Source organism: Cytobacillus pseudoceanisediminis (assembly GCF_023516215.1).
Classification (GTDB): Bacteria; Bacillota; Bacilli; order Bacillales; family Cytobacillaceae; genus Cytobacillus; species Cytobacillus pseudoceanisediminis.
Window position 1 is genome coordinate 353,435 of sequence record NZ_CP097349.1, and the last position, 12,481, is coordinate 365,915.

Annotated in this window: 10 protein-coding genes and 5 pseudogenes; 9 read left to right on the forward strand and 6 right to left on the reverse strand. The window is 40.6% G+C overall.

Features of this window, described 5'->3' with window-relative positions; all coding sequences use genetic code 11:
• Window positions 1–291: 291 nt before the first annotated feature.
• Window positions 292–429: a small, acid-soluble spore protein L gene (gene sspL, locus M5V91_RS01975; protein ID WP_009332662.1), complete on the reverse strand. Its 138-nt coding sequence runs from the start codon at window positions 427–429 to the stop codon at window positions 292–294.
• 222 nt (window positions 430–651) lie between these two features.
• On the opposite strand from sspL, the gene M5V91_RS01980 reads away from it, so the two are divergent.
• Both M5V91_RS01980 and M5V91_RS01985 read left to right on the forward strand, forming a co-directional pair.
• Window positions 652–1,113, forward strand: coding sequence for a divergent PAP2 family protein (locus M5V91_RS01980; RefSeq protein WP_009332661.1), 462 nt, complete (start codon window positions 652–654; stop codon window positions 1,111–1,113).
• 109 nt (window positions 1,114–1,222) lie between these two features.
• Complete coding sequence (locus M5V91_RS01985) at window positions 1,223–1,486, forward strand: DUF6123 family protein (RefSeq protein ID WP_009332660.1); 264 nt, start codon at window positions 1,223–1,225, stop codon at window positions 1,484–1,486.
• Between the two features lie 38 nt (window positions 1,487–1,524).
• Here the strand turns inward: M5V91_RS01985 and M5V91_RS01990 are convergent, their stop codons facing one another.
• The 3 genes and pseudogenes from M5V91_RS01990 to M5V91_RS02000 all read right to left on the reverse strand — a co-directional run bounded on the left by M5V91_RS01990 (window position 1,525) and on the right by M5V91_RS02000 (window position 3,776).
• Complete coding sequence (locus M5V91_RS01990) at window positions 1,525–2,442, reverse strand: DMT family transporter (protein WP_009332659.1); 918 nt, start codon at window positions 2,440–2,442, stop codon at window positions 1,525–1,527.
• A 4-nt stretch (window positions 2,443–2,446) separates the two neighbouring features.
• Window positions 2,447–2,848: a reverse transcriptase-like protein gene (locus tag M5V91_RS01995; protein WP_009332658.1), complete on the reverse strand. Its 402-nt coding sequence runs from the start codon at window positions 2,846–2,848 to the stop codon at window positions 2,447–2,449.
• 251 nt (window positions 2,849–3,099) lie between these two features.
• Window positions 3,100–3,776 (reverse strand): annotated as a pseudogene (locus tag M5V91_RS02000) (queuosine precursor transporter).
• 186 nt (window positions 3,777–3,962) lie between these two features.
• Between M5V91_RS02000 and M5V91_RS02005 the strand changes: the two are divergent.
• Both M5V91_RS02005 and M5V91_RS02010 read left to right on the forward strand, forming a co-directional pair.
• Window positions 3,963–4,618, forward strand: a pseudogene (locus tag M5V91_RS02005) (ribonuclease H family protein).
• Window positions 4,619–4,644: 26 nt separating this feature from the next.
• Complete coding sequence (locus M5V91_RS02010; RefSeq protein ID WP_009332655.1) at window positions 4,645–4,821, forward strand: zinc-finger domain-containing protein; 177 nt, start codon at window positions 4,645–4,647, stop codon at window positions 4,819–4,821.
• A gap of 54 nt (window positions 4,822–4,875) precedes the next feature.
• Here the strand turns inward: M5V91_RS02010 and cspD are convergent, their stop codons facing one another.
• The gene (gene cspD / locus M5V91_RS02015; protein WP_009332654.1) at window positions 4,876–5,076 is read right to left on the reverse strand and encodes a cold-shock protein CspD; all 201 of its coding nucleotides are present in this window, start codon (window positions 5,074–5,076) and stop codon (window positions 4,876–4,878) included.
• A gap of 317 nt (window positions 5,077–5,393) precedes the next feature.
• Here cspD and M5V91_RS02020 point away from each other — a divergent pair, with 317 nt between their 5' ends.
• From M5V91_RS02020 to mntR, 5 genes and pseudogenes are all read left to right on the forward strand, one after another.
• The gene (locus M5V91_RS02020) at window positions 5,394–5,684 is read left to right on the forward strand and encodes a hypothetical protein (RefSeq protein WP_009332653.1); all 291 of its coding nucleotides are present in this window, start codon (window positions 5,394–5,396) and stop codon (window positions 5,682–5,684) included.
• 542 nt (window positions 5,685–6,226) lie between these two features.
• On the forward strand, window positions 6,227–6,604 hold the full coding sequence (locus M5V91_RS30855; protein WP_284521688.1) for a pullulanase-associated domain-containing protein: 378 nt from the start codon (window positions 6,227–6,229) through the stop codon (window positions 6,602–6,604).
• A gap of 83 nt (window positions 6,605–6,687) precedes the next feature.
• Window positions 6,688–9,150: pseudogene (pulA, locus tag M5V91_RS02030) on the forward strand (type I pullulanase); the annotation flags it as partial.
• Between the two features lie 171 nt (window positions 9,151–9,321).
• Window positions 9,322–11,483, forward strand: a pseudogene (locus tag M5V91_RS02035) (DNA topoisomerase III).
• 292 nt (window positions 11,484–11,775) lie between these two features.
• A pseudogene (gene mntR / locus M5V91_RS02040) lies at window positions 11,776–12,199 on the forward strand (transcriptional regulator MntR).
• 45 nt (window positions 12,200–12,244) lie between these two features.
• Here mntR and M5V91_RS02045 read toward each other — a convergent pair.
• A complete protein-coding gene (locus tag M5V91_RS02045) occupies window positions 12,245–12,463 on the reverse strand; it encodes a DUF3892 domain-containing protein (protein WP_009332649.1) in 219 nt (72 codons plus the stop codon).
• Window positions 12,464–12,481: the final 18 nt, after the last annotated feature.

The following is a 12,481-nucleotide window of genomic DNA, read 5'->3' on the forward strand; positions in this document are numbered from 1 at the left end:
AATGCAAGAAACCCGCACACACCATAATCATGCGCGCATACCGAAGAACCCCCGCGCACATCCTCGCCAAGCCAGCGCGTATAAGAAAAGCTTGCGCGTACAAACGAGAGAGCTCCGAGCACACAAGGGTCAAGCGCGCGTAAACGAAGAAACCCCGCGCACAAAAATGACAGAAACCGCTCACACAAGGATCATACACATATAACCGAAGTAAAATGTGTACATCCCCACCAGACTCTAAATGCAGCTTTACTCTAACAAACATTAATGCCGCCAAAGGCGGCATCCAATTTATTTAGTATTCTTCTTCTTCGCTGCATTCTCCAGTTTGCTTTTAGGTTCCTCTGAAAATTCAGCATCCTGCCCGTATCCTTGAGGGTTTACGCCAGGTGCTTTTATTCCTCTGTTTGTATGTCCATTTTTGCTCATGTGATTCACCTCCCCAGTCAGCAACTTCTCCATTGATAACCTTATTATTGTTAAAGTCTTCGGGTTTTAATCATGTCCATCGAGGGTACAATTTAGCAACTGATGCGGTGAGTTCTTCTTCTGTTTTGGGTTTAATTATTCCATAATTACAGGCCTATTTAGCATTTGAAGGAGGAATAATAAAAGTCTGCATACTTCACAATAAAGAAGAGGTGAATTGTTATGAACAAGGGAGTTTATATCGCTCTTTTAAGTATAGGGCTGGCACAGGGCCTAAAAATCCCCATCCATTATGTGAAAAAGGGAGAACTTCGTCCTGATTTGTTTTTCCAGACAGGGGGCATGCCGAGTTCTCATTCGGCTGGTGTTTCTTCTTTAACCACTTTTATAGCTTTAAAGCGCGGAGTTCCGACGGTCGACTTTGCTTTATCACTGGTTTATGGCCTGATTGTTATGTATGATGCCCAGGGAATCAGGCGCCAAACCGGTGAGCTTACCTTAAAGGTAAATAGTCTTGGTGAGCTGGTTGATAAAATTCACAAAGATGAGACTGTTAAGTTTGAGGAGGAAGGTCCAAAGAAGCTGAAGGAAATGCTCGGCCACCAGCCTGCTGAAGTATTGGGCGGAGCTCTCCTCGGTGTATTAACCGGAACACTTGGCTACCTTCTAACTAAGAAGAAATAATTGAGCTTACAACTCCCCTGCTTCATGCAGGAAAAAGGTAGATAATTGTCGAAAAATCAGGTAAGATTTAGGAGAACGCAGGAGGGAGCAGGGGAAGAGGGTAAGTGAAATGAAGACAGTTGAAGAGTATTTGCACTTTTTGCAAAGTAAAGGATTTCAATTTCGGGAAGACGCGATTGGCTTCATTTACTTTGGCAAAAATTATACCAATGCTTCTGACGAGCTTGCCAATGCAGCAATAGAACTTACATTAAAAGCTCAGAAATCATTTGACGGCAGTTTTTACGTATCATTGCTTGAAACATTGGTTTCAAAGAATATTACCAGCAGGCGTGAAGCAATAAAATTTGTAAAAGAAAAATCAATCATTTAAAAGGCGTGTTTTTTGAGGACACGCCCTTTTTCTATTTATTAAGCTGTTTTTCTCCTAAAGATGGATAATGTTTTCTTAGCAGGAATTTCTGCAAAGACCATACCTGCAAAAATTAGCAGACAGCCAGTCAGGGCACTAAAGGAAAGTCTCTCATTCGCCCACATAAATCCTGCAGCAGCAGCAAACACAGGTTCCATGGCGAATATGAGGGCCACTCTTGTTGGGGTTGTGAATTTTTGAAAAGCCGTCTGTGCAAAAAATGCGAGCGCGGTCGCAAACAATGAAGTTACAATTAGAGCAGTCACCACATTGGTCTTAAATAATACTCCAGTTTCAAATGCCTGCTGCCAATTTTCTGTAAAAAACGCAAAAATGCCTGATAGCAAGGCCACGGTACCTACTTGAATAACCGTTAATAGCAGGGCCGGGTATTTGCTGCTATATTTTCCTGTGAATATAATATGAAGGGCAAAACCAACTGCACAGATTAATACATATGCATCACCGATATTTAGCGAGACTTTATCAGTCATTGTAAGCAAATACAATCCCGCTGTTGCAATTGATACACCTATAATAGCATTGAACCCTGGCTTAATTTTTAAAAGCATAAAAGAAAAGACTGGGACCATTACTACACTTAACCCCGTAATAAAGCCAGCTTTTGAGGAAGTTGTATGAAGCAGTCCGATTGTCTGGAAAGCATAGCCTATAAATAAAAACAAGCCCATAATAATTCCAGAAATCAAAAGCTTTTTGTTTATTTTCTTTAACTGTTCTCTTTCAAAAATAACTAGCCAGCCTCCCAGCAAGAAAGCGGCCATTAAAAAGCGTACGCCATTAAAAGAAAATGGCTCAAGAAAAGCAATGGCGTTTTGTACAAGCACAAAGGTAGTTCCCCACACAAAGGCTACGAGCAATAGGCTTACATCTGCAAATATAACCGATCTATTCATTATCTCATTGACCTTTCGTTCTATTTTTGCGAATGGCTGCTCTGGCTAATTCATCCGCTCCTTTGTTTTCGGAGCTGGGCACCCATTTCATAAAAAACAAATCAAATTGCCTTGTAAGCTCCAAAGCATTTTCAAGCAAGGGAGCAAATTTTTTATTTTTAACGAATTCCTTTTCAACGGCCCGGTTAACGAGCTGTGAATCCGTTCGAAAGGATACTGTTTTGTATCCCTTTTCTATACATATTTCCAGAGCATGAATAAATGCACGGTATTCGGCTTCGTGATTTTCCATTTTCCCTAAAGGAATGGAATAGCGTTCAACTTGGCCATTATTTTTAATGAAAATGCCTGCCCCGCTGGGACCCGGGTTTCCGGCACTTGCTCCATCGATATACACTTCAATCAATTAAACTGCCTCCTGATTTTAACAGCATAATAGGGTAAACTAAGTGTAGTTTATCATAAAAATAAGCGATAAAGTGAAACTTCAATAAGTGGGGGCTTTATCTCCCACTGATTGTTAGTTGAACCAATCGGGCCTTTACGGGCAGTTGGATCCCCCAGTTATCCTCCATTGATACCGCTGAGTCTTTAATTGGGGGAGCCTACTGCCCGTCAGACCGCGATAAAGCAGAAAAGGATACCAAAAATGGCATCCTAATCTTTTACTGGAAAACGTTTAGCAATATAGCCAAACGGGGTATCAAGTATAGCTACTATAAATTTCAGCAAATAAGTGGTGATGAATATTTGAATCCATTCCTCCATTGGAAATACGCCGAGGAAAGCAATGCTTGTAAAAACAAGGGTATCCAATAGCTGGCTGATCATAGTGCTGCCATTATTCCTGATCCAAAATTGGCCATCCTTTGGAAATTTCTTTTTTAAATAGGTAAAAATATAAACATCCGTAAATTGACTGACTAAATAGGCAGCGAGGCTTCCGGCAGCAATTCGCGGCAGAATCGAAAAAGAGTGCTGAGGGGCTCCTGTGCAAAATCTGTTTCATGCGGTTTAAATAATAAAACCATCTGCATGATGAGAGTCATGGACAGAAGAGTAAAGAAACCAAGCCATACAGCTTTTTTTGCTTCTTCCTTTCCGTACTTTTCATTTAGGATATCCGTAACGAGAAAAGCGGTACCGTACATAGCGTTTCCTAAAGTAGCCGTCAGGCCGAACATTTCAATGGTTTTTACGACTTGAAGATTGGCCATGACAGTAGAGAAGCCAATCCACACGAATAAACCAGTCTTTCCGAACACGCGGTACATAGTCAATACTAATGTGAAATTAATAATTGCAAAGAGCAGTCCAAACCATTCGTTAAACATCATATTCCTCCTAGTTTTGTTAATGCGGGAGTTTACGAACCGCAGGAGATATAAAATTGTCATTGACCATTATACCTTGAAATATACTCAGTTAGTAATAAACTGAGTAAAGTATAATAAGTCCAACTATTGCAAACAGTTCTAATAATGATGACCAGCTAATAAAGTACAGAAAGGCTGACCTTAATGAAATATAAATTGGAATGGAAATATAAACTTAAAGGTAATGAGGATATATTATTTACTTCAGACTGGATTGACGGTGAATCGGCCTTGCAGGCTGGAGAAGATATTGAAAAATCAGGGAAGGGCAAAGAAATAATTTACTATGATGAAGCTGGCACTTCATGGAGCACAAAGGAAATGAGAAAACTTCTAATGGAAGTGGAAGAGGATCCCCACGATATTACCGTATTTTTTGATGGGGGATTTAATAAAGAAACCAGTCAGGCTGGGCTCGGTGCAGTAATATATTTTAAACAGGGCAAAAAAAGTACCGTGTGAGGGCAAATGAGCTATTTGATGAGATGGATAATAATAATGAAGCAGAATATGCGGCCATTTATTACACTCTCAACCTGCTCGAAGAAATGGGCGTTCATCATATGACTTGTGAATTCAAAGGTGATTCCCAGGTAGTGTTGAAACAGCTTGAAGGTGAATGGCCATGTTATGAAGAAAATTTAAACCGCTGGCTTGACCGAATTGAAGAAAAGATTAAAAAGCTTGGTATTCTGCCAAGATATAGACCCATTCCGCGCAATGAAAATAAAGAAGCAGATAAATTGGCCGGTCAGGCACTGCAGGGGAAGTTTATTAACAGCAAAATGCAGATCATATAATCCGATATAAGGAAGGCGTGAATCGTTTGAGCAGGAAGGAAATTATTAATGAAGTGGAGGAGCTGATAATCAGTTACTGCAAAGACTGCTTCCTTCATAAGCATCATAAAGAGGAAAGAGGGCGCAGATATGCCCATCGATTTTGCATTACAGAGTGCACTGTAGGTGAGAAAATTAAATCAATAGGCAGCAAGCTTTCATAAATCAGGAAAAATAAAAGGCTGGCAGGTGCCAGCCTTTTTATCGTTATATTTGAATTATAGTTTTACAACGTTTGCAGCTTGAGGTCCGCGGTTTCCTTCAACGATTTCGAAAGAAACTTCCTGGCCTTCTTCTAAAGATTTGAAACCTTCACCTTGGATAGCAGTGAAGTGAACGAATACATCGTCTCCGCCTTCAACTTCGATGAAACCGAAACCTTTTTCATTGTTGAACCATTTTACTTTACCGTTTTGCATGTTTACTTTTCCTCCTAAGCCTGTCAAGACACATCTTGTGCCTTAGATGAATATTACCACCTAACAAAACATAGAGCAGATATTTTTATCTAATAACGGAAATATATTCTGTTAAATGATGATTATAATATACATGAATGGGCACTTTCCGTCAAGGAATTAAAACGCTTTTTTAAAAAAAACAATAAAATATTTAAAATATTTCAACTTTTGTTTATTTGAGAGTGAAATGCAATGTTCACTAGTGAATTGATAACATAAATTAGAGATTTTCTCATATTAATTATTAATTATCTTGTTGGCAAAGGGTGAGGAAAATGTATCGGTTTTCCATTGAGAATCAAGATTGGATCTTGAGGTTTTCACCCAACATCCAAATAGAAGCAGAAGAGAAGCAGGCCATCATCAGCTCGATCCTGCAGCTTGGCAAGGATCTCCCTCTATACTCACATGGAGAGTCATTTCTTATTATGAATGACCAATTAGGCATCATTGTATTTAATGTTGAGAAAATTCCATCCATGATTTTGACGGTCGCAAACATTGTTACAGAAAATAAATGGTACATCCAAAAAAACCTGACAATAAAGCGCTATCTTAAAGAATGATCGGCAAAAGCCATTTTTTTGATAGAAAAAAATTTTGGTCGTCGATAACTTTCCAGCTCCACAAGGAATGCAACGACAGCTTTATCATCGCACGACTAAAAGTGTCAGCTTTTAGGAGGAGCGCCTGCCCCTCGAGGTCACAAGGCTGTCTAGTTGCGGCTCCTAGTGACGAAAGACTAGCCAATCCCTTCCAAGGAAAGTACACTTCTTGCAGGGCTCGTCTTATGCTTGTCGTCCCTGTGCAGTCGCCTCTACATGTAGGGCAGCCTCCGAAAAAAGGGAAAGAACTCCTTTCCGAGAGGCTCGTCGTGTGCTTGATGCCCACAGGTTAAGGAAGGCTTCGACGGTATACACACCGCACGACCAAAATAGGCAGCTTTTGAGAGATATGGCGTTCTTACTGCAAGGCGCTTGCGCTTTTCTTATTGCAAGCAAATTTATTAGGTAATAAATCACAGGGTCTTCCGCCTTATGCAAACGCTTTCCTGCATGGATTAATATATAATTGCAGGAAACTTTAAACAATTTGCAAAGGAGGACTTATGTTGAGAGGGTATAAACAGTTTATTTTTCTGGCCGCTGCTATAATATTGGCGGCATCCAATTTTTTATCCCCATTCATGCAAACGATTGCATCAGCTAAAAAAACGACACAAGGGCTCGATCAGACTACGGCAGTCACTATCCATTATCAGCCTGCAGAGGGCAATGCGAAAGATTGGAATTTATGGGTATGGCCTAAAGATGGCGAAGGTCAGGCTTTTGAATTCACTGGTGAAGATGAATTTGGACTCACTGCAGAGATTGTACTCCCTGGAATCCATGATGAAGTTGGGTTTATTGTCCGTACTGACAGCTGGGAGAAGGATGGGGAGACCGATTCATCAATGTACAGAGCGGCAATGATGAAGTATGGGTAAAAGCAGGCGATGAACATACATATACATCACCGCCTGATGGTGAGTACAGGGACTTTCCAGCATTTGAAAGGGTGAAGGTAAAACTCCACTACTTTCGATATGACGGTAATTATGAAGGCTGGAATTTATGGACTTGGCCAGAAGGCAAAGATGGCAAAAGAGTTGATTTTGCAGCAGAAGATGATTTTGGGAAAGTTGCTGAATTTGAGCTTGAAAATCCGGAAGGTATGACAAAGGCCGGATTTATAGTCAGGAAGAGCATAGAAGGAAATGACTGGGCAGGCAAGGAATTTAGTGATCGCTTTATTACAAAGTTCGATGAAAATGGGAATGCAGAAATATGGATTGTTCAGGGAACAGAAAGAATTTATTACAATCCAGCCTATATTGAAAAAGATCCAAAAATAGTGAATGCTTCTATGGATACTTTTAATCAGATTACGCTTGAAACCAATTTTCCTTTCCAGTGGAGGGATTGGGAATCCATCATTGAAATTGACAATGCCAATATTAAAGAAGTTGTTCCTTTTGACGGGGACGAGGAAAAGGATTTTACAAATAAAGTAAGAGTGATAACAGAAGATAAACTAGATTTCAGGCAATCATATAAAATTTCTGCAGTTTCATTCGGAGAGGCAGAGGTGAAGATTGGGGATATTGTCAGATCAAAGGAATTTGATGATGCTTTCTATTATGATGGGAAGCTGGGAAACCAGTATGCGAAAAATCAAACCTCCTTCAGGCTTTGGGCTCCTACAGCAAGTGAAGCATCGATAGTGCTTTATGACAGCTGGGATGATCAGACTGCTGAAGAACTGCCTCTTAATAGAGGTGAAAAAGGAACCTGGACAACTGTTCTAAAAGGTAATCAAAATGGGCTGATTTACAATTATAAAGTTAAAATCGGAGGGGAATGGACAGAAGCGACTGATCCCTATGTCCGGGCTGTAACAGTGAATGGCGACAGGGGCGTTGTGATGGATCTGGATTCAACCGACCCTAAAAAGTGGAATAAACAGAAGCCGAAGTTAAAGAATCCAGAGGACTCCATCATTTATGAAGTTCATATACGGGACCTTTCGATTCATGAGGACAGCGGCATTAAGCATAAGGGGAAGTTCCTTGGAGCTGCTGAGAAAAGCACTTTAAATTCAAAAGGAGAAAAAACAGGTTTAAATCATATAAAAGATCTTGGAGTCACACATGTTCAGTTCCTTCCGATTTATGACTACCGGACAGTTGATGAAACAAAACTGGACGAACCACAATATAACTGGGGCTATGATCCTAAAAACTATAATGTGCCGGAAGGCTCGTATTCTACTGATCCTTATGATCCAGCTGCAAGAATTACAGAATTGAAGACAATGATTCAGGAATACCATAAAGAGCAGCTGCGGGTTGTAATGGATGTTGTGTATAATCATGTATTTGCAGTAAATGAATCCAGTTTCCATAAGCTTGTTCCAGGCTACTATTTCCGCTATAACGAAGATGGAACACTTGCCAATGGCACAGGAGTCGGCAATGATACAGCTTCGGAAAGAAAAATGATGCAGAAATTTATCGTCGACTCTGTTGCATATTGGGCTGAGGAATATAATCTTGATGGATTCCGCTTCGATCTGATGGGCATTCATGATACTGAAACAATGAATAAAGTAAGAAAGGCATTGGATAAAATTGATCCTACTATCATTATCATTGGGGAGGGATGGGATTTAAACACACCACTGGCAGCTGAAAGAAAGGCCAATCAGAAAAATGCCGAAGATATGCCTGGCATTGGCCATTTCAACGATGGCATCCGGGATGGTTTAAAAGGCAGTGTGTTTGATGAACTGGATAAAGGTTTTGTAAATGGCAAACAAGGCATGGAAAACTTTGTTCAGCAAGGAATTGCAGCAGGATTGGAATATCCGGGCACTATGGCCACATACAAAGATCCTGAACAGGCGGTTACCTATGCTGAGGCGCATGATAACCACACTCTTTGGGATAAGCTTGAACTGACTAATCCAGACGCAGCGGAGGAATCAAGAAAGAAAATGCATAAATTGGCATCTTCCATTATACTGACATCCCAAGGAATCAGCTTTGTTCATGCAGGCCAGGAATTCATGCGGACAAAATACGGGGATCACAACAGCTATAAATCCCCTGACAGTGTAAATCAGTTAGACTGGGACCGCCGAACAGATTTCAGCGGGGAAGTAGACTATTTTAAAGGTCTGATTAAGCTCAGAAAGCATTATAAATCGTTTAGAATGACATCAGCTGAGGATATTCAATCAAAGCTTGAATTTATTGATGCCCCAGATAATACGGTGGCATATAGACTGGATGCAAAAGGCCTAAAAGATAGAGCGAAAGAGATTGTTGTAATCCATAATGCAAATACAGAAACAGCCAAAATAACACTTCCAGGCAAGGGCCCTTGGCATTTGCTTGCAGACGGAAAACAGGCAGGGATAAAAACCCTAAAGATATATCAGTCAAAAACAATTGAAGTACCTGCACAAACAAGCTTTATTCTAAAAAGGTAAGTAACGGAGGAGAATCCTGTCAGGGGATTCTTCTTTTGTTTTGCTTAGCGGAACAGATTGTTTTAAAAATTTCATAACTATATAGGTATTTTAACTCCCTTTGCTAAATTTTTAGGTTAATATTAAAATAGATGTCTACAATTTGTTCTACAATGCAAAGGGAGCTAAAGTATGAAATTGATAATCGCGGAAAAACCCGATCAGGGTATGACGCTGGCTTCTGTTTTTAAAATGAAGAAACACCAGGGATATATTGAGATCCTTCCGAACGATATATTTCCCCAAGGGGCTCATGTTACTTGGGCTATAGGCCACCTATGCCAGCTGTCTGCCCCTGAAAAATACAAGAAGGATTGGAAAAAGTGGTCATTGGATACATTGCCCATAATTCCGGAGCAATTTCAATATGAAGTGACAAAGGATAAAGCAAAACAATTTAATATAATCAAACAGCTTGCTTCTAATCCTAACTTAACAGAAATTATCCATGCTGGTGATGCAGGGAGAGAAGGCGAGCTTATCATCCGGAATATTCTAAGGCTTACCGGTACCAGAGTGCCCATGAAAAGGCTCTGGATCTCTTCCTTGACTCCTAAAGCCATAAAGGAAGGGTTTCTTACCCTGCTGGATGAAAGTGACACAAGGAACTTATATTATGAAGCCTATACGAGAGCATGTGCCGACTGGATCGTTGGCATGAATGCTTCACGATTATACAGTCTTCTTCTGCAGCAGAAAGGCTTCTCGGATGTTTTTTCAGTAGGAAGGGTTCAGACTCCCACTTTAGCTTTAATCGTAAAAAGGGAACAGGAAATCCAGAATTTTGTTTCCGAACCTTTCTGGGAAGTAAATGCACAGTTTAAAGTAAACGGGAAAAAATATACCGGCAAGTGGGAAAAAGATGGGGAATCAAGAATTAAGACGAAGGAGCTTGCCGAAAAGATTGCGGCATTCTGCAGGGACAAAGATGCACAGGTAGAAGATGTGCAGGCCGAAAAAAAGAATTCCTGCCGCCGATGCTTTATAACCTTTCTGCATTGCAGGCAGAAACCAACCGCAGATTCAAATTCCCGCCCAAAAAAACACTTGATGTATTGCAGAAGCTTTATCAAAAAGGAATCGTTTCATATCCTCGCTCAGATTCCAGGCATGTAACAGAAGGAGAAGCGGAAATGTTTCCGGAGATCCTCAGGAAAATGGAAACAAAAGATGAGTATAAGGAATTTTTCCCTTTGCCTTCAAGCTCGATTTTGCAGAATAAACGGTATGTGAATGATAAAAAGGTAACTGATCACTATGCCATTATTCCGACCGAACAAGTGCCCGACCTGGTAAGATTATCTTCGGATGAAAAAATTCTCTATGACCTGATCGTTAGGAGCTTAATAGCTGCACATTATGGAAAAGCTGTAACAGAATATACAACTATTAAAACCCTTGCAGATGGAAGAGCTTTGTTTTTATCCAAGGGAAAAGTACAGCTTGAAGAAGGCTGGAGAAAAGTGATTCCGCAGCAGGAGAAGGAAAAGGAACCGATTCTGCCTTTATTGCAGGCGGGTGATCAAGGTACAGTGTTAAAGGCGGATGTAAAAGAAAGCAAAACCCAGCCGCCAAAAAGGTATACGGAAGGCCAGCTGATTACACTGATGAAAACGGCCGGGAAGCAAATCGAAGATAAGGAACTTGAGAAGGTCCTGATGAAGACGGAAGGCCTTGGAACGGAAGCTACAAGGGCGGGAATCATCACAATGCTGAAGGAGCGCAAATACATTGATATAAAGAAGAATCTTGTATATGCAAACTCAAAAGCAAAAATCCTGATAGAAGCAATAGGCACAGAAATACTGGCTTCTCCAGAAATGACAGCCAAATGGGAACAGCGGCTGAAGGATATTTCGGATGGTCAGGCATCCCCCAAACAATTCATGGAGCAAACCAATAAAATGGTTGGCCATTTGATTTCCGCCTCCATTGAACATGCGGGAAAGTGGACATTCTCTGAGGAAGATAAAGAGGGGTTCACGCCCGGGAAATTCAAGCAAAAAAGAGCAGTCAATCTGGGCAAATGCATGCTGTGTGATGGTAAAGCTGTTGATAAGGGGAGCTTTTATGGCTGCTCCAATTATAATAAAACAAAATGCACTTTCACTATTTCCAAAAGCATTATGGGCAAGACGATGACTCAGAAACTGATCAAACAGCTACTGAAGGATGGGGAAACAGACTTAGTTGAAGGTTTTACAAGCAAAGGAAAGGATAAAACATTTTCAGCTAAATTAACCTGGGACCGACAGGAGAATAGAGTCAAATTTCTCTTCCCGCAAAAGACCTGAATTTGCTTGCTGCAGCGAATTTCCTTGTCTCCATTTTCCAACTGTAGTAAAATCGTTAAAGTCTTATAATTGTTAATGAATGAAATAAAGTGGACATGGCGCTCTGCGCATTTATAATATCTGAATTTATATCTTTGAATTTTGAGAATGGTCTAGCTCGAGCGGCTACCCCCTCGAGATCACAAGTCAATCCTCCCAAAGAGGCAAAGAACGCCTTTCTGATAGGCTCGTCTTGTGTTTGTCGGGGGTGGGCAAGGCGCTTGCGCTTTTCTAATTGGCAGGAGGTTGCGTAATGCCAACACCAAGTATGGAAGATTACATTGAACAAATATATATGTTAATCGAGGACAAAGGATATGCCAGAGTTTCTGATATTGCCGAGGCTCTCTCTGTACATCCCTCTTCTGTGACAAAAATGGTTCAGAAGCTTGATAAGGATGAGTATCTAGTTTATGAAAAGTATCGAGGGCTTATTTTAACGCCAAAAGGAAAAAAGTCGGCAAGAGGCTTGTATATCGGCATGAGCTTTTAGAACAGCTCCTGCGTATTATTGGAGTTAAAGAAGAAAATATTTATGAAGATGTGGAAGGCATTGAACATCACCTGAGCTGGGATGCCATCGATAGGGTTGGCGACTTGGTTCAGTTTTTGAAGAGGATGATAGCCGCATTGGAGTGCTGAGGGAAATCCAGCGTAAAAATGAGGAAGAACAGTAAAAACCTGACTGCTTTCGTCAGGTTTTTTTCATGCACCGGACTTTTTTAATAGAAGCTGGGAAAATCATCAAAAGATGACGCAAAGGAAGGATTCAGATATATCGAACCATCTTCGTTTTCATAAATTTGAATACCTTCAATCAAGCCTTCTTTAGCCTCCAATAGTGCTTTCCGATAAGAAATGATCCTTCCTCCGGAAGTCTGGAATGAAATAATCTCTTCATTGTTGTTTCTGTAGACTGCAGTCAGCTGTTCACCGTTCATATAAACACTCCTTATTCA